The sequence below is a fragment of the Achromobacter sp. ACM05 genome (assembly GCF_019218915.1).
Taxonomy (GTDB): Bacteria; Pseudomonadota; Gammaproteobacteria; order Burkholderiales; family Burkholderiaceae_B; genus Achromobacter; species Achromobacter animicus.
Window position 1 is genome coordinate 541,575 of the sequence record NZ_JAHUWQ010000003.1, and the last position, 18,439, is coordinate 560,013.

Below are 18,439 nucleotides of genomic sequence, written 5' to 3' on the forward strand. Positions count from 1 at the left end.
TCCATGGCCAAGAAAAAATCCAAGGCGGTCCTGCCCCCCGGCCCCGTGATGGTCGATGTGGCGGGATATTCGCTCACCAAGGCGGAAAAGAAGCGCCTGCGCCACCCGCTGGTGGGCGGCGTCATTCTTTTTGCCCGCAATTTCGAGAACCGCGCCCAGCTCACCGCGCTGACGCGCCAGATCCACAAGGCCCGCAAGGAGCCGCTGCTGATCCTGGTGGATCACGAAGGCGGCCGCGTGCAGCGCTTCCGCGAGGACGGCTTCACGCCCTTGCCCCCGATGCGCGCGCTGGGCGAACTGTGGGACACCGATCCCCTGCAGGCCATGCGCCTGGCGACCGAGGCCGGTTACGTCCTGGCCGCCGAGCTGCGCGCCTGCGGCGTGGACATGAGCTTCACCCCGGTGCTGGACCTGGACTACAGCGTCAGCAAGGTGATCGGCAACCGCGCCTTCCACCACGATCCCCGCGTGGTGACGATGCTGTCGCGCGCCCTGGTTCAGGGCCTGGCGCTGGCCGGCATGTCGTCCTGCGGCAAGCACTTCCCCGGCCACGGTTACGTGGGCGCCGACTCGCACCACGAGATCCCGGTCGATCCGCGCACGCTCGATGAAATCCTGAAGGACGACGCCGCGCCCTATGCATGGCTGGGCGACGCCGTGCTGCCGTCCGTCATGCCCGCGCACGTCATCTACCCCAAGGTGGACAAGCATCCCGCCGGTTTTTCCAAGCGCTGGGTGCAGGACATCCTGCGCAAGCGACTGGGCTACGATGGCGTCGTGTTCTCGGACGACCTGACGATGGAAGGCGCCTCGGTCGCGGGCGACATCCTGGACCGCGCCAACGCCGCGCTGCGCGCCGGCTGCGACATGGTGCTGGTGTGCAACCGCCCGGACCTGGCCGACGACCTGCTGGCGCGCCTGGAGTTCGACCATGCGCCCGAGTCCGTGGCGCGCATCCGGCGCCTGATGCCGCGTTTCGATGCGCCCGATTGGGACACCCTGCAAGCCGAAAGCCGTTACCAGAATGCCCGACGACTTCAATCTCAAATCGTTCCTGTCTGACCTGCCGCATCTGCCGGGTGTCTACCGGCACCTGGATGCGGCGGGCGAGGTCATGTATGTCGGCAAGGCGCGCGACCTGAAGAAGCGCGTCTCGTCGTATTTCCAGAAGACGCTGTCCAGCCCGCGCATCGCCCAGATGGTGGCGAAGGTGGCGCGGCTTGAGGTCACGGTGACGCGCTCCGAAGCCGAAGCGCTGATCCTGGAAAACAACCTCATCAAGAGCCTGAAGCCGCGCTACAACATCCTGTTCCGCGACGACAAGTCCTATCCGTACCTGCACATTACCGGGCATGACTGGCCGCGCATCGCGTATTACCGCGGCGCCACCAACAAGCGCGGACAGTTCTTCGGCCCGTTCCCCAACGCCTGGGCGGTGCGCGAAACCATCCAGATCCTGCAGAAGGTGTTTCGCCTGCGCACCTGCGAAGACAGCGTCTTCGCCAACCGCTCGCGCCCCTGTCTGCTGCATCAGATCGGGCGCTGCTCCGCGCCGTGCGTCGGCGCGATCGAAGCGGCCGAATACGACCGCGACGTGCATCGCGCCGTGCGCTTTCTGAACGGCGAGGCCAAGGACGTCATGGGCGAGATCGAGGCCCGCATGCTGCAGGCCTCGATGGAACTGCGCTTCGAGGAAGCCGCGGCGCTGCGCGACCAGATGGGATCGCTGGCGCGCGTGCTGCACCAGCAGACCATGGAAAACGTCAGCGGCGAGGACACCGACATCATTGCGGTGGCCATCGCCGGCGGCAAGGTCTGCGTGAACCTGGCCATGGTCCGCGGCGGCCGCCATCTGGGCGACAAGCCGTTCTTTCCATCGCACGCCGAGGGCGAGGCCGCGCCGCAGGTGCTGGAAGCGTTCGTGGCCCAGCATTACACCGACAACGCGATGCCCCCCATCCTGGTCTGTTCGCATACCTTGCCCGATCCTGAGCTGATTACGCTGCTGGTCGAGCAATCCGGCGGCCGGCCGTCCCGCGTGCTGACGCGTCCGCAAGGCACTCGCCGGTCCTGGCTGGAACAGGCCGCCAAGAACGCCGAGATGGCGCTGGCCCGCGCGCTGACCGAATCCGGCGCCCGCGCCGCCCGAACGCTGGCGCTGGCCGAAGCCCTGGATCTGGACACGGACGAAGCCGCGCTGGACGCCCTGCGCATCGAATGCTTCGACATCAGCCACACTGCCGGCGAAGCCACCCAGGCGTCCTGTGTGGTGTTCGAACACCACGACATGCAGCCTTCGCTGTACCGCCGCTACAACATCGCCGGCATCACGCCCGGCGACGACTACGCCGCGATGCGCCAGGTGCTGACCCGCCGCTTTGCCAAGGTCGCCGACGGCGACGCGCAGATGCCGGGCCTCGTCCTCATCGACGGCGGCAAGGGCCAGGTCGAGGTCGCACGTAAGGTCTTCGCGGAACTGGGCCTGGACATCCAGACCCTCGTCGGCGTGGCAAAGGGAGAAGGGCGCAAGGTCGGCCTGGAAACCCTGGTCTTCGCCGACGGCCGCCCGCCCGTCGCGCTAGGCGGCGAATCCGCCGCCCTGATGCTGATCGCCCAGGTGCGCGACGAAGCCCACCGCTTCGCAATCACCGGCATGCGCGCCCGCCGCGCCAAGACGCGCAACGTCTCGCGCCTGGAAGAAATAGAAGGCGTAGGCGCCCGCCGCCGCCAACGCCTCCTGGCCCGCTTCGGCGGCTTCTCCGGCGTCGCCCGCGCCAGCATCGAGGACCTGGCATCGGTGGACGGCATCTCGCAGGACCTGGCAATCCGCATCTACGAGGCGCTGCGCTGACACCCCGGAATCGCCCAGATGTCACGAACCTGTGTCACCCTCGCCGCCGGCCAACAAGACGCCAGAGCGTTCTGCCTCGCCGATAAGCTCGACGACGTGCCAGAGCGAACGCTTCAATTCAAGCCCAACTCATCAACCCGCCCCCAAATTTCAACCACCCGCCCCGACGAGCAATCCGGGCCGCGCGGATCCGGCTCCGCCGGTCCGCAGAGGCGCCCCCTTGAGGGGGAGGCGCCGAAGGCGCGTCGGGGGTGGGCTCTAGCTGTTAGGATACGGACACTATGCCAATTAACGTTCCCATTATTCTGACGTGGCTGCGTATCGCCATGATTCCGCTGGTGGTCGGGCTGTTTTATCTGCCCGAAAGCTGGATGTCTGTTCCCATGCGCGACACGCTGGCGGCATGGGCATTCATCATTGCCGCGCTGACCGACTGGTTTGACGGCTGGCTCGCCCGGCGCTGGAACCAGACATCGGCATTTGGCGCCTTCCTGGATCCCGTCGCCGACAAGCTGATGGTCTGCGCCGCCCTCATCGTGCTGCTCGACCTGAGCCGCGTCGATGCCTTCATCTCCCTCATCATCATCGGCCGCGAAATCACCATTTCTGCGCTGCGCGAATGGATGGCCAAGATCGGCGCCAGCGCCAGCGTGGCCGTGCACCGCTTGGGCAAGTTCAAGACCGCCGCGCAGATGATCGCGATTCCGTGCCTGCTGTATAACCAGTCCATCTACGGCATCAACACCAAGCTGCTGGGTGACATCCTGATCATCGTGGCCGCGGTGCTGACGGTCTGGTCGATGCTGTATTACCTGCAGCGCGCCTGGCCCGCGATTCGCGAAAAGGCCATGTGACCGATTTGCCGGGCCGGCTGCGCAACAGCCGGCCCGGTGCAGTTGCAACACCGCACGGCGGCCCGGCTCGCGCAAGACGGCCGCCGTGTCACTTCAAGAGCGATACGCCGGCTCGATCCGGCACGGCACGCGCGCCGCAATCGCCATGAATACGTCGCCCGGACACAAGTCTGCGCGACGCCGGAGACAACCCGCGATCCGCCCAAGGCGGCCCGCAACCTGCCGCCCATGCGCGGCCCTGTGCAATGAACACCGCTACCGCCGCCACCCCCTTGCTCTCGGACGCCGCCGTACGCCGGCGCGACTGGAAAATCATCCTGCTCATCGGCGTGGCGCATGCCTCGTCCCACTTCTTCCAGCTGGTCCTGCCGTCGCTGTACGTCGCGCTGGGCCAGGAATTCGGACTGGACTTCGCGCGACTGGGCCTCCTGGTGTCCACGTTCTACGTGGTGTCCGGCATCGGCCAGGCATCGTCGGGCTTCGTGGTCGACCGCATTGGCGCGCGTCCCGTGTTGTGGTTCGGGCTGGCCTGCTTCGTGCTGTCTGGCGTGCTGATCGGCTCAGCCACGGGCTACGTCATGCTGATGGCCGCGGCCGTCGTTGGGGGCATCGGCAATTCGGTGTTCCATCCGGCGGACTATTCCATCATCAATCACCGCATTACCGCGCCGCGGCTGGGCCACGCCTTCTCGACGCATGGTTTGACCGGTAACCTGGGCTGGGCATTGACGCCCGTGTTCATCACGACCATCACGCTGCTCGCCAACTGGCGCGTCGCGGCCTACAGCGCTGCCGGTCTGGTGGCGCTGGTGCTGCTGCTGACGGTGCTGGGACGCGATCTGCTGGGCGGCCCGTCCCCCGTGGACGCAGGCGGCGAAGCCAAGGACGCGGGCAATGCGCCCAAGCCCGCCGCCAAGCCGCAGGAAGGCGTGCTCGCGACGCTGTCCGCGCTGCTTGCCAAGCCCGCGCTGTGGGGGGCATTCCTGTTCTTTGCCTGCACGTCCATCGCGCTGTCGTCGGTGCAGAACTACACGATTCCGCTGCTGGGTCAGCTGTACGACCTGTCCAAGGTCACGGCCAGCTCGGCGCTGTCCGGTTACATGGTCGCCTCGGCCGTCGGCATGGCGGCGGGCGGCTTCCTGGTGTCGGCCAATCCGCGTACCGAGCGTACCGTCATGGTCGCGCTCATCCTGGCCGGTCTGACGCTGGTCGTGCTGGCGCTGGGCCTTGTGCCCGCCGTGCTGGCTGCGCCGGTCGTGGGGCTGGCGGGCTTCTGCTCGGGCGTGGCCGCGCCGTCGCGCGACATGCTGATCCGCCGCGTGACGCCCAAGGGTTCGACGGGGTCGGTGTACGGCCTGGTGTATTCGGGCATGGACGTCGGCTCGGCCCTGGGGCCACTGGCCTTCGGTCTGCTGCTGGACGCCGGCTTGCGGCAGGGGCCGTGGGTGGGCGCGGGCGTGGCGTTCGCCGTGGCCGCCTGCCTGGCGCAGTGGATCGCGGTGCAGGCGCGCCGCGCCGAGCCGCCCGCCACGGTGGCCGCCGCACGCCCCTGACCGCTTGACACCCTTGATCCGCCTTGACGGCGCCGACGCCACGTTGCGCGCCGTCAAGTTTCGGTTTCGGCCTCTGGCGCCGGCCGGCGCCGATTGACGCCTCGCAAGGCCACTGCATGGCTTCCTCGCTGTAATAACCACATGGTTGGTCTGGTTATTCACAGGAGAAGCAAATGAGAAAGAAAACCACGTTGCTGGCTGCGGGGCTGGTACTCGGACTGTGGGCAGGGCAGGTCTGGAGCGCATCGCAAGAGCCCATCCAGCCCATCGAACCGGCGGTCATCAAAGAGCCGGCCAAGGTCGAGCTGGGCAAGAAGCTCTTCTTCGATCCCCGCCTGTCGCGCTCCGGCGCAATCTCCTGTAATTCGTGCCACAACCTGGCCATGGGCGGTTCGGACAACCTGAAGGCCTCCATCGGACACAAGTGGCAGCAGGGCGGCATCAACTCGCCCACCGTGCTCAATTCCAGCCTGAACATTGCCCAATTCTGGGACGGCCGCGCCAAGGACCTGCGCGAGCAAGCCGGCGGCCCGATCGAAAACCCGATGGAAATGGCCTCCACGCACGAATTGGCGGTGCAGGTGCTCAATTCCATCCCCGGTTACCGCGCCGAATTCAAACAAGTCTTCGGCAAGGACAAGATCACCATTGACGAGGTCACCAGCGCGCTGGCCGCGTTTGAAGAAACGCTGGTCACGCCGAATTCGCGCTTCGACCAATGGCTCAAGGGCGACAAGAACGCGCTGACGGTGCGCGAGCTGGCGGGCTATGAGCTCTTCAAGAACAGCGGCTGCGTGGCCTGCCACAACGGCGTGGCGGTGGGCGGCAACTCGTTCCAGAAGATGGGTCTGGTCACGCCCTACGTCACCGAGAACAAGGCCGAAGGCCGCGCCGCGGTCACGGGCAAGGACGCGGACCGCTTCAACTTCAAGGTGCCGACGCTGCGCAATGTGGCGCTGACCTATCCGTACTTCCACGACGGCGAAGCGGCCACGCTGACGCAGGCCGTCGACGTGATGGGCCGCCTGCAACTGGGCCGCACATTCACCGCCGAGGAAAACGGCCAGATCGTCGCGTTCCTGAAGACGCTGACGGGCGACCAGCCGGTCATTCAGTACCCGTTCCTGCCCCCGTCCGAAGACGACACGCCGCGGCCCGAACCGTTCGTGAAGTGATGCGACAACGGTGAAACAAAACGGCCTTCCCGGGTCAGTTCCCGGGAAGGCCGTTTGCGGTAAGCGCCGGCTATCGATGACCGATATCGGCGCGTATTAGCTTGCTGGAATGCTTACTGCCGAACCGTGCGCACGTCCGCGGGCGGCGCCGCTTCAAAGTTGCTGCGCCACGGATTGATGTCCAGCCCGCCGCGCCGGGTATACCGCGCATACACCGTCAGCTGCTCCGGCCCGCAGGCCTGCATGATGTCGCTGAAGATGCGCTCGACGCAGTGCTCGTGGAATTCCGCGTGCTGGCGGAACGACACCACATAACGCAGCAGGGATTCGCGATCGATCGGCTTGCCCCGGTAGCGGATCTGCACCGTCGCCCAATCGGGCTGGCCCGTCACCGGGCAGTTCGACTTCAACAGGCGCGACGCCAGCGTCTCTTCGACCACATCGCTCGCCCGGGTACGCAGCAGCTCGGGCGCGGGCTCGTAGGTGTCGATCTCGATATCCAGCTTGTCTATATAGATGCCGTCCAGCTCGCCCATCTGCAGCTCGGAAAACCGCTGCGGCAGGAAGAAGTCCAGGCCGACCGGCGCGCCCGCGGCTGCGCTCAGGTCGCGTTCCAGCCGGCCGCGCAGGGCTGCCGAATTGACCAGGCGGGTCTGGTTGAACGAATTCAGGTACAGCTTGAACGACTTGGATTCGATGATGTTGGGGCTGTCGGCCGGCACCGAAAACGTCGCCATCGCCACCCGCGGCTTGCCCTTGGCATCCAGCCACGACAGCTCATAGGCGTTCCACAGGTCCACGCCCGTGAACGGCAGGTTGCCGGCGGTCAGATTGAGCGCTGCGCGGTTGTGCGAACGCGCAATGGGAAACAGCAGCGAGGGATCGTATTGCGAGGCGTAGGCCACGCTCTGCCCAAGCGGGCCGTGAGACAGGGTCATAGCAGAGACAAATAGAACGGGGAATGGCGGCATTGTAGGCGCTTAAAAAGCGGCCGATTTTCCGCAATGTGAAACGTAATTCTCGGCATGTGAAAGTCCGTGCTGCGCAGCAGCGGGACGGCATTTCACAAACGACAATGGCGTTTCATTATACAAAATCCCTTCTATAACCCGTTGATTTAAATGACTAAGATTTTTCCTCTTGTATAAGACCCGGCGTCACATTGCTCCGCAGCACAGGCATAGACTTTCTCCCATCGATTCACGCATAGCCAGACGCGAATCTTTTGAAGTCTCTTATCACTGACCAGGAGCATCACAATGAGCAATCGCGAAACCGAAATCCGCAATCTCCAGAAAGATTGGGCCGAAAACAGCCGCTGGCAGGGCATCAAGCGCGACTACAGCGCCGAAGACGTCATCCGCCTGCGTGGCTCGATCAGCGTCGAACACACGCTTGCCCGCCGCGGCGCCACGCGTCTTTGGGAGCTCCTGCACAGCGAACCGTTCGTCAATTCGCTGGGCGCCCTGACCGGCAACCAGGCCATGCAGCAGGTCAAGGCCGGCCTGAAGGCCATCTATCTGTCAGGCTGGCAGGTTGCCGGCGACGCCAACCTGGCCGGCGAAATGTATCCCGACCAGTCGCTTTACCCCGCCAACTCCGTGCCGCAAGTGGTTCGCCGCATCAACAATTCGCTGACGCGCTGCGACCAGATTCAGTGGATGGAAGGCAAGAACCCCGGCGACGAGGGCTACATCGATTTCTTCGCGCCCATCGTGGCGGACGCCGAGGCCGGTTTCGGCGGCGTGCTCAACGCGTATGAACTGATGAAGGCTATGATCGAGGCCGGCGCGTCTGGCGTTCACTTCGAAGACCAGCTCGCTTCTGTCAAGAAGTGCGGCCATATGGGCGGCAAGGTGCTGGTGCCGACCCGCGAAGCCGTGGCCAAGCTGGTGTCGGCCCGCCTGGCCGCCGACACGATGGGCACGCCCACGCTGCTGCTGGCGCGCACCGACGCCGACGCCGCCGACCTGGTGACCAGCGACGTCGACGAAAACGACCGTCCCTTCATCACGGGCGATCGCACGGTGGAAGGCTTCTTCCGCACCCGCGCCGGCATCGATCAGGCCATTTCGCGCGGCCTGGCCTACGCGCCGTACGCCGACCTGATCTGGTGCGAAACGTCCACGCCCAACCTGGAATACGCCCGCAAGTTCGCGGACGCCATCCATCGCCAGTTCCCGGGCAAGCTGCTGGCCTACAACTGCTCGCCGTCCTTCAACTGGAAGAAGAACCTGGACGACGGCACCATCGCCAAGTTCCAGCGCGAACTGGGCGCCATGGGCTACAAGTTCCAGTTCATCACGCTGGCCGGTTTCCACGCGCTGAACTACGGCATGTTCGAGCTGGCCCACGGCTACGCCCGCCGCCAGATGAGCGCCTTCGTGGAACTGCAGCAGAAGGAATTCGCCGCTGCCGAAATGGGCTTCACCGCCGTGAAGCACCAGCGCGAAGTGGGTACGGGCTACTTCGACGCCGTGACGCAGACGATCGAGGGCGGCAAGTCGTCCACGACCGCGCTGACCGGCTCGACCGAGGAAGCGCAGTTCGAACACGGCAAGACGCAGAAGGCCGCATAACGCGGCTGTGTCGACCGGCGGCGCCCGGTTCCCACATGGGATGCCGGACGCCGCGCGCAGGTGTGTAGTTGCAGGTGCTGTTGTAGGGTGGATTCAAGGGTGCCTGCGGGCACCCTCTTTTTTTGCCCGCACCACCCGTCCGCGCCGCCGCATTACAGATCGAACTCACAAATCGAACTCACAGATCGAACACGGCCGAATACACCAGCCGCTCCTCCACCACGCGCCGCTGGCGCACGGCGCCCGCGCGCTGCTCGGGCACGGTGCTGTCGGTGTAATAGCGCTCGTACTCGCGCACCGCGACGCGTGCCGGTTTGCCGCCAAGCTCGGGCAGGGGGACGCCCGCGCTCCAGATGACGGGGTCCAGCAGCTCGCCCAGCACGGGGCCTTCGAACACCGGCGGAAAACGCACCACCGGACCGGCAACGATCTCGCCGAGCCGGGCCGGCGCCTCGTGCAACGACACGTCGCGCGGGGTCAACCGGCGCGCCACGTCGGTGACCGCCGGACTGATCGTCTGCGCGATGCCCCCGCTGGCTGGACTGAGCAGGCTGGAGGCCAGCACGCTGGCATCGGTCCACGCCAGGTCGGTGTCGAGCGCCGGATCGCGGGTCTGCAGCACCAGCTCGACCCGGTTGCGGCCGGTCTCGCCCGTTTGCCCGGGGCCGGGGATGAACGAGATGTCCAGATACTCGGACTCCATCGGGAATTGCATCGGCCCGTGCGCCGGAACCACGCCGCGCAGCGTGAACGCCAGCCGGCCGCGCTGGCGGGTGAAGACGGCACGGCGGCGCGGCAGCACCTGCGAGAACTCGGCCAGCACGACGCGAGAGAGCTTGGCGCTGTCGATCGCGTTAGGCTGATATCGCGCCAGCGCCAGCCGCGCAAACGGCATATAGCTGCGGCCCGGGTCCAGCTCGATGTCGCAGTACCAGCGCGCACGCTCGTCGTCCCATCGCACGCGGTGACCGACCACGCGCACGCGCTGGCCGGGCATTTCCTGCAACGGCACGTCCTCGTCGATGACGCGCGCCGCAAAGTCGGCGGCGCGGGTGCGGTGCTTGGGCAGCGGCGCGTCCCACAGCGGATCCATGCCCCACTGCGTGACCAGCGGCGTCAAGGCGTCGGGCACGTCGGTGAAGTTCTTGTTTTCACCGTAGATCACTACGCCCAACAGTTCGCCGTCGCCCGACGAGAACCACGGGCGCTCCAGCCACACGCGCAGCCCGTTGCCCAGGCGCGTGATGTCCAGCGTGCCGTCTCCCGCGGTCTGCTGCCAGCGGAAGGTGGGCAGCACGTACATGAGGCGCGGGGCATCGGGCGGTGCGCTGGCCGGCACGATGGTGTTGGGCGCTTCGCCGGCCTGCGCCAGCACGGGTGCGCCGGGGTCGTCCGGGGCGCCTTCCTGCACCAGCGGCCCCTGCGCGATGGGCCCCAACACGGTCACCTTATCCGTCTGGTCGTAGAGCGCGGGCGGCAGGTACTCGCGGAACCGCGTGGTGGCGCGCAGCCGGTACCGGATCAGCCGGAAGCGCGTATCGCCGAATTCGTGGCGGTTGCCCGGCGCGCGCTGGCGTGTGCCGTTGAACGACTGTTCCGCGATGATGTGGCTCAGGCTGAAGAGGTTGGGATAGTTCTCGGCCAGCGGCATTTCGGCCAGCACGCCGTGACCGTCGAGCCGTCTTGGACGCGGCCGCGCCGGATCGTCTTCCCATTCGTGCCAGTCGGCCTCGATCTCGATCTTGCCGGTCGTCGGCCCGTGCAGCCGCACGCGCGCTTCCAGATCGACATGCGCCGCGCCGGATTCGCGCTGCGGTTGGCCGGGCAGCAGCAGGAGCGGGTCGCAGACGGGCTGCTGGGTGGCATGCACCAGCACGAGCGGGCGGTACGGCGTCAGCATCCAGCAATTGCCCAGGATGGCGGCGGTCTGCAAGGTCTTGCGGCCGGCGTCGGTGCCGGTCCATTCTGGCAGGCCGAACGTATTGAGCAAGCCGTGGTGCACGAAGCTGGAATAACGCAGCCGCGCAATCATGCCCTTGGGCAGGAAGAACGTCAGGATACGGTTGTCCTTGTCCCACTTGGGCATGCCGTCGTCCGGATAGCTTTCGGCGCACGGCGGATCGGTCAGCGTGGCGGGGCGTTCGGCCAGCGCAATGCGCAGGCCCTGCGTGTCGGGCCATTGGCCGGCGTAGGTGACCAGCAGCACCAGTTCGCCGGCGGAAGGCGTGGCCAACACGGCGACGCCTTCCCCCAGCAAGGCCGGCCCCGTGACGCCCGGCAGGCTGTAGCCGGGTTGCGCGCGCAGGCAGATGCCCCAGGCGGCCGCATCGGGCAGATACGGCGTGCGCACCTGCGCCTCGCCGTGGATCACGTATTGGCCAGCGGCCAGACGCTGACCCGTGGGTTCTTCAACGCTGGGCTGCTGCGGCGGCACCTGATCCGTCCGGGCGACCTCGGCAAGCGCTTGCGGGGTAATCAGCTCCACCTGCGAACCGGGCAGTTTGTCGAACAGCGTGCCGATGTCGCGCGCCGAAATCTCGTACGCCTTCTTGATGTCATCCGCGGTGCCGAACATGCTGTCGAACAGCCCATGCGTTTCGCATTGCAGCTGGGCGGCTTTCGGTGGCACCACATGCCGTTCGTTGACCGGACTGTAGGTGAAATCGGTGGTGGTCACCGACGCCAGGAAATCCGGGCTGGCCAGATAGACCTGGGAATCCTGGCCGCGGTTGCTGCGGATCACCAGGCGTTCCAGCGATTCGCCCTCGCTGGTCCGCGTGCGATGCACCAACGCGGGCGGGTCCACAGGTTCGAAGCGCCAATAGGTCACCGGCTGCGTGACGTTGTCGTCCTTTTCCAGCGACGGATCGTCTGGCGCCAGGCTGTTGCCCGCCAGGTCGACCAGACGCGCGCGAAGCCGGTAGGGCATGCCGTAGCGCAGCCGCGGCAGGCTGCCCTTGACCGCGCTGAAGGTCACCGCCAGGCCGTTGCCCTTGTCCGTGACCGTGTCCTGCACGTCCTCGGGCCGTTCGCCCTGCACGCCGCTTGCCGGGTCCGTCTGGTCGCGCAGCGTGCGCCCGGGGCGCGGGGCGACAAGGCTCCAGCCCGTCCAGCGGAACAGCGATTCGTGCAGGTAGTGATCGTCGGGCTGCCCGCCGCCCGTGGCGGACGCGCCTTTGACGTAGCCTTCGTCATCCGGCAGATCCAGGTCCGGGCCGCCGTCGGTGCAGCGGTACACGCCGTGGCGATGACAGAGCGATTGCCACTTTTGCGGGTCATTGGCCGGGTAGGGCTGGACGTCGATACGGTAGCCGCGCAGCAGGTCTTCCGTGTAGAGCAGCATGCTGCCGGGCGCACCCTCCAGCGCCGCATTCTTGAGCGCCGCCGAGGCCGCATTCTGCGCGACTTCGCGCGCACGGTCGCGGCGCGAAATGCCCAGGCCGCCGGAACGCAGCGCCGCCACCGGCTGCTTGTCTCCGGTGCTGTAGGTCACCTCGCCGTCGGCGCCGTGCTTCAGGCTGCGGCCGATCAGGTTCTGTGCCGTCAAAACGAAGTCGACCGTCTTGAGCGCGGCGCCGTCCGGATCCAGCTGGTAGACGTCGAACAGCGGATTGCGCGGCTCAGTAAGATTCCACCGGTCGTCGGCGCTGCGCAGCCGCAGCATGCCGCGTTCATGGTCGGGGCTGCGCGGCCGCGTCGTGAAGCGCTCGGCATCGCCCCACCAGGCCGTCGCGGGAAAGGCGCCACCCTCGGGCTGCCCGCCGTCCCAGCGCGGCACCAAAAAGATTCGGCCCTGGGTTTGCTGCCCGGCGGCAATCCGCTTGTCCAGCGGCGAATCGGCAGGCAGCACGCAGTCGATCACCAGCCCCAGCCGACGCATCAGCGCCGGGTAATCGCCATACGAGGCCACGATGGCGTGGAAATCCATCTCGGGCTGCTTGGGCGGAGGCGGTACGTTCTTGCCGTCGGGCCGCCGGATCGCACGCTGGGCGGCAGTGGGCGGATCGCGGCGGTAGAAGCGGTTGGCCATGAAGAGCGTGTACTCGCCCTGCGAGCGCCAGCTCGCCATCAGGCTCTGGTCCACGCCTTGATGCGCCGGGTCCTGCCACCGGCCCGGCATGGCGCGCAGCGCAAACGTGGGGCCGGCCTGCGGCTTGCCATCGGCCTCGCCGCCAGGGGCCGTGGTCTTGCCGGGATACACGCTGTGCTCGCCATAGACCTGTCCGCGCAGTGCGCGGTCGATGCCGCCTTCGCGATCGCCGAAGAACCGGTCAAGGCCCGGCACCAGCTGTTCGACGCGCTCGCGGCCGTCGCCGCGCACGTGTTCGGTCCGGGTGCCGCAGGCTTCCAGCAGGCCGCGCAACCCGGGATGCGCGTTGCGCCATGGCAGCAGCGTCGGGTGCGTGGTGGTGGCGTTGAGCGCCAGGTTTCCATAATGCTCGCGCGTCAGGCTCAGTACGCTGGCGACGGAAAACGAAAACAGGTTCACGCGGCTCATGTCGCGGAACACAAAGCCCGCCACGGGCGTTGCGGGCGGCAGGAGCCGCGTCCAGAGCTGCGAATCGGCCTGCGGCAGCGTTTCCAGCGGGATCTCCTCGCCATCGGCGTTCAGCGTGAAGCGCGCGCGGGCAAGCGTGGCGGGCCAGTCCACCCAGTCCGCGTAGGCATCCAGCCGCTGCTCGTCGGCGGCCTGCGGCGTGAGCCGGGGCGACGCCACGATGGACACGCGCAGACGGCCGGCGAATTCACCGTCCGGCACGCGGCCGTTGGGAATGACGGTCCACAGGATGGTTTGCTTGGGCATGGGCAGTCCTCAGGCAAAGGCTTCGGCGTATTCGCGCCAGGCGTAGCGGCTGTCGTCGTCGATGAGCGCCAGTTCCTCGTCCAGCGGCAGGTCGGGACGCGGGCCCATCAGGTCGCGGAATCCCGGGTCGCCGTTGGCGCCCGCGAACTTGCGCTCGCAACTGATCTCCACGGTCTTGGAAAACATGAAGATCTCGATTTCGATCGTCAGCGTGGCGCGTCCGGCGCACTTGCCGCTTTCGAACTCGTAGCGCATTTCCAGGTACAGCTCGATCGACACGCTGATCAGGCCCAGCACGCTGACGTACCCGCCCATGCGGAAATAGCCGGTCAGCGAGCACGCGGTCTGCTCCATGCGGAAATAAATGCCCGCCATGACGTGCACGCCGCCCGAGGCCACGCCCAGGTTCACGGACACGCTGGCGCCGAACTCGAACGCCGCCTCCATGATCTGCACGCCCTTCGGATCCAGCGTGATGCCGAAAAAGCCCCCGCCGCCGAACATGCAGACGGACAGGTTGAAGGGTTGCTCGCGTGTGCAGAAGTTGAAGCGCACCGACAGCGGCTGGCCGATGAAAGGCACTGTGAAGCCCGCGCCCAGACTCAGATTAGAAAGATTGAAGACGCCGATGGCGATGGCCGGCAGCGCCACGTTGTAGCCCGCGTCGATGCCTTGCGGCGTGATGTCCAGATGCGGCGGATCGGAGAAGCCGTCCAGCGGAATCAGGTCGCGCAGCGTTTCCACGAACGACAGCGGCCCGACGAACTTGATGCCCGTCAGCAGCACGTCCACGTTCATCTTGGACGCGGTGTCCACACGAAACTCGATCTTCTCGAAATTCAGTTCCAGAAAGCTGGCCGGCGCGATCAGCACCAGGTCAAAGCTCTTGAGCGAACACGTCACCGACAGCTTGGGCGCGCTCTGGCCGTTCTTGCGCACCTTGGCTTCCACGGCCACGCGAAAGCCCTGCGGGTCATTGGCGCGAAAGAGCGGCGGTTCGCCCGCGACCAGCGACCAGCTCTTGATCGCGGGGTTCCAGTCAAAGCGCAGAGTCAATTCGTCGCCGGTCAGCATCTCCAGCAGCTCGGCGCTGGCCAGCACCGCATCCATGGCGGTTTTCACGGCGCGCAGCGCGGTGGTCAGCAATTGGCGCGGCGCGCCGTCCAACAGTACGGAAGCGGCAATCGTGTCGGCCAGCGGCTGCACCGCCGCGGAGACGGCCTGCAGCCGGGGCTTGAGCACCGTGGGGTCCGAGAAGATCGCGCCCAGTTGATCGGGTTGCCCGACCAGCGCATCCAGCGCGTCGTACAGCGTCTTGCCTTGCGTCAGCAGCACGGGCACGACGCCCAGGCCGTTGACCAGGATCTCGGCTGTCCGTGCCGCTTCCAGGAGCGACTGGCGCAGACCCGACGGCAGCGAGACGCCGCCGACCTTGGCATCCGCCGCGCCCCGCAAGTTGGTGACGGCGCCTTGCGCTGCGGTCAACGCTGCTGGCAGGCCGGGCAGGGCGGGCGCCGTGTCGAAGGACATGCCGGCCAGCTGCGCCACCTGCGCGCTGATCGCCGTGGCAGCCGCCGCCAGCGCGTCCACCTGGTCGCGTGCGTTCTGCACCAGGGGTTGCGCGTACGCCTCGGCCTGCGCCTGCAGGTCGTCCAGCGTGTCGTCCAGCGCGGTGAGGGCGCCTTGCGCGATGCGGCCCGGTTCCTGCACCATGCCCGCCACCAGCCCGTACAGCCGGCCGGCGTCGTTCACCAGGCTTTCGAGCTGCGAGCAGGCCTCGGCCACGAAGCGCGGCACCTTGTCCGCCTGCCCGGCCACGTCCTCCACGACCTGGATCACGTCGCCCAGCGGAATGCAGCCAAACAACAGCGGCAACGGCAGCCCGCCGCCCGACGCGGGGAACACGTCGGCGCCGATCATGCGCCCGGCGATGAAGTCGTCGGCCTTGCCGCTGATGGGGCCCGCCAGCCGCGACAGCGCCGTGGGCCGCAGATTCGGCTGCACGAAGCCGCCCGAGCGGTCGCCCTGCGCCGAGAAGTCCAGGGACGCGCCGCCCTGGTAGCCGGGCTCCGCATCGATGTCGCCGAACACCTGTCCGGCATTGCCGTCAAAGCCGTGCGCCAGGTAGTACGGATTCCATGTCAGCGTGCTGTTCTTTGCGCTGCCGGTCAGCTTGGCCAGCGCGGCGATGCGGATGGCGGCGCGCCGGATGTACGGATAGAAGACGGGGCCGGTCAGGTCGTCGCTGTAGGCCCGCAACTGGACGTTGCCCTTGTCGACGACCGCGTCGAATTCCAGCGAGTCGGCCTGCGCCGCGGTGTCGCCCGCCTTCTGGCTGGGCGCCAGCGTTACCTGCTGCTGGTTCATGGGCGCGCTGCGCTGCGACAGCGGGGCGTTTCGCCACGCGGTCCGGGCGGTTTCGGCAAAGTCCTCCGCCTTGTCGAACATGGGCGTCAGCCATTGCCCGGATTGCTTGCGCGGGCAGGCCTCGCCGCCGTCCATGAAGATCATGGGCAGGTCGAACTGCATGACGCGCCCGTCGATGTCCGTGGCCGCGCAGGCGAAGCGGAACGGTACGCCGCCCACGTAGGGCCAGAACAGCAGTTGGCCCAAGACGCCGCCGGGCGATGCCAGCGGCGAATCCAGGTTGGGCGTGGACGAGGTCAGGATGCGCACGCTGGTCAACGGCATCTGACGGTGCAGGAACACGGTGTTGCCCGCGGGATCGCGCGTCACGTAGTCGGGATGCGCAAAGACCTTTTCGCGCTCGCGCACGACGATGAAAAGGCGTTGGCGCAGGTACGCCGGATTGCCGCTGCGGTCGCGATGGAACTTGCGTTCGCTGACCTTGATGAGCGAGACGCGATGGCCGAACGGAAACAGCAGGCCTTTGTAGACCACGCGCACATAGTGGTCGCGGCCCATCGCGCCGCGATGCGTCCATTCTTCCAGCGACAGCCCGGGCGCATCCCAGTTGCCGCGCGAGTCCAGCCACGCGCCCAGCGCGGACAACATCAGCAGGTTCGTGCCGATGGCCTGCGGCGCGTAATTGGCCACCGAGAAATTGGAGGACAGATGCGCGATCTGGAACCGGTCGAAGTCGTCCATCGGCATGCGGAAGGGGCTGATGCCGGGGGCGGGCAGGTACGTGCTGGCCGGCACGGGAAAGGCCGATTGCATGGGCTTCGTGGTGCCTTCGCCGCCCAATGCCCAGACCGCGCGCACGGTGCGCTGGGCGTCGGCCTGCGGCGGTTCGACGTCGGGATCGGACGACGCGGGCGCCAGCAGCCGCGAGTGCCACAGCTCCGTATGCAGCGTGGCTGCTGACGTGGCGGGGGATTTCGCGTGGCGCCAGCGCTCCTGTGCATATGGGCTGAGGATCAGCCGCCACGGCAGTTCGATCGCCGTCTGCTGCGCCGTTGGCGGCGCGGGGCGCGGCCCCCGCGGCACGGGGATGGCGATGTCGCCGGCGCGCAGCGGCGGTGCGTCGGTCCGGACGGCCGGCAGGCGGTAGGCCCGCAGTCCCGGACTGCCGCTTGCCTGCCGCAGCAGCAGATTGGCGCCGGGGGCGTCGGGCTGCATGGCGATGCGCGCGTTGCGCAAGGCAAAGCTCGACAGCGCCGCGCGCTGCGCCGGGGGCAGCTTGGCCACGCGCTTGTCAAAACCGATTTCCAGCAGGTCGTGCCAGCGAAGCGGGGGGCGCGGCGCCTTGGCCGTTGGGGGCCGTGCGTTGGCGGGCACGGCTAACGGTAGCGACTCGACGGCCTGCAGCACGCCTTCCAGCGTGTACGGCACGTCAAAGCCGTCCGGCACGGTAAAGGCCAGCCGGGACTCGTTGGCGATGCGGGCGCGCACCGGCGGGCCGGTCGGCGGCTCGGCGCCGCCGCCGGACGGCTCGGGCTTGGCGGGCGTGCCGGGACGCGGCGGGTCGGGGTTCTTCGTGCCGGCGGCCGCAGTCTCGAAGAACGTTTCCTCGGCGATGGACTGCGGCGGAAAGTGCAGGATCAACGTCGCGGCGCCGCTGGCGGTTTTTTGCAGCCGCGGCGGCTGTCCCGGCGTGATGGTCAGGTTGCGCAGTTCGATGCGCAAGGCCAGCAGATCGTCGGCGCGCAATACCGGATGGCCGGGCCGCGAGCCGTCGAAGAAGTTGCGGTTGTGATCGGGCGGAAAGAGAGGAAGGATGGGCGGGATGCGGACAACGCCGCCATCGATCACCACCCTTGGTCCGCCTGCGGCGGGTCCGCCCGTTGCAGGTTTGCCCGCCGCCGGGCCGCCTGCCGCAGGTTCGCCTGCCGCAGGTCCGCCTGCCGCAGGTTCGCCTGCCGCAGGTCCGCCTGCCGCAGGTTCGCCTGCCGCAGGTCCGCCTGCCGCAGGTTCGCGGCGTTTCACGATGTCGGTCTTCGCGGCCGGACGAGGCTTTTTCGTGGCCATGCCAGTTCTCCAAACAAGGAACCCGGGAAACAAATCCCTGCCCATGCCCGTGTACGGGCGATGGTCCAGCTACCTGCGAATCGAACTGCGCACAGCGAACTGCTTGAATGTCGGACTGCTTGATTTGCCCGATCTGAATCGAACGGTGCAAGTGGCGAAAATCTATCCGCCCGCCGCGTCTGCCGTCAATGT

At 67.1% G+C, this 18,439-nt stretch carries 10 protein-coding genes; 6 read left to right on the top strand and 4 right to left on the bottom strand.

Annotation, left to right across the window (positions count from 1 at the left end; translation table 11 throughout):
* Positions 1-3 precede the first annotated feature (3 nt).
* The 5 genes from nagZ to KW836_RS20975 all read left to right on the top strand — a co-directional run bounded on the left by nagZ (position 4) and on the right by KW836_RS20975 (position 6,433).
* Complete coding sequence (nagZ, locus tag KW836_RS20955) at positions 4-1,062, top strand: beta-N-acetylhexosaminidase (protein ID WP_218344647.1); 1,059 nt, start codon at positions 4-6, stop codon at positions 1,060-1,062.
* Complete coding sequence (uvrC, locus tag KW836_RS20960) at positions 1,025-2,851, top strand: excinuclease ABC subunit UvrC (RefSeq protein ID WP_175138103.1); 1,827 nt, start codon at positions 1,025-1,027, stop codon at positions 2,849-2,851. Before nagZ ends, uvrC begins: the two co-directional genes overlap by 38 nt.
* Before the next feature lie 281 nt (positions 2,852-3,132).
* Entirely contained in the window at positions 3,133-3,705 is a 573-nt protein-coding gene (pgsA, locus tag KW836_RS20965; RefSeq protein ID WP_175123621.1) for a CDP-diacylglycerol--glycerol-3-phosphate 3-phosphatidyltransferase, read from the top strand.
* Positions 3,706-3,950: 245 nt separating this feature from the next.
* The gene (locus KW836_RS20970) at positions 3,951-5,258 is read left to right on the top strand and encodes an MFS transporter (RefSeq protein ID WP_218344648.1); all 1,308 of its coding nucleotides are present in this window, start codon (positions 3,951-3,953) and stop codon (positions 5,256-5,258) included.
* A 173-nt stretch (positions 5,259-5,431) separates the two neighbouring features.
* Entirely contained in the window at positions 5,432-6,433 is a 1,002-nt protein-coding gene (locus KW836_RS20975) for a cytochrome-c peroxidase (RefSeq protein ID WP_239213258.1), read from the top strand.
* A 113-nt stretch (positions 6,434-6,546) separates the two neighbouring features.
* Here KW836_RS20975 and queF read toward each other — a convergent pair whose 3' ends face one another.
* Positions 6,547-7,371, bottom strand: coding sequence for an NADPH-dependent 7-cyano-7-deazaguanine reductase QueF (gene queF / locus KW836_RS20980; protein ID WP_218344649.1), 825 nt, complete (start codon positions 7,369-7,371; stop codon positions 6,547-6,549).
* A 321-nt stretch (positions 7,372-7,692) separates the two neighbouring features.
* Here queF and aceA point away from each other — a divergent pair, with 321 nt between their 5' ends.
* Entirely contained in the window at positions 7,693-9,012 is a 1,320-nt protein-coding gene (gene aceA, locus KW836_RS20985) for an isocitrate lyase (RefSeq protein WP_175123617.1), read from the top strand.
* A gap of 178 nt (positions 9,013-9,190) precedes the next feature.
* Here aceA and KW836_RS20990 read toward each other — a convergent pair whose 3' ends face one another.
* From KW836_RS20990 to KW836_RS28175, 3 genes are read right to left on the bottom strand one after another with little or no spacing between them, the layout of a single operon-like run.
* Positions 9,191-13,816 carry a hypothetical protein gene (locus KW836_RS20990; RefSeq protein WP_218344650.1) on the bottom strand — a complete coding sequence of 1,542 codons (4,626 nt, stop codon included), beginning with the start codon at positions 13,814-13,816 and terminating at the stop codon, positions 9,191-9,193.
* 9 nt (positions 13,817-13,825) lie between these two features.
* Positions 13,826-18,034 carry a hypothetical protein gene (locus KW836_RS20995; protein ID WP_370633064.1) on the bottom strand — a complete coding sequence of 1,403 codons (4,209 nt, stop codon included), beginning with the start codon at positions 18,032-18,034 and terminating at the stop codon, positions 13,826-13,828.
* On the bottom strand, positions 18,028-18,189 hold the full coding sequence (locus tag KW836_RS28175; protein WP_218344790.1) for a pentapeptide repeat-containing protein: 162 nt from the start codon (positions 18,187-18,189) through the stop codon (positions 18,028-18,030). The genes KW836_RS20995 and KW836_RS28175 overlap by 7 nt, the downstream gene beginning before the upstream one ends.
* Positions 18,190-18,439 lie beyond the last annotated feature (250 nt).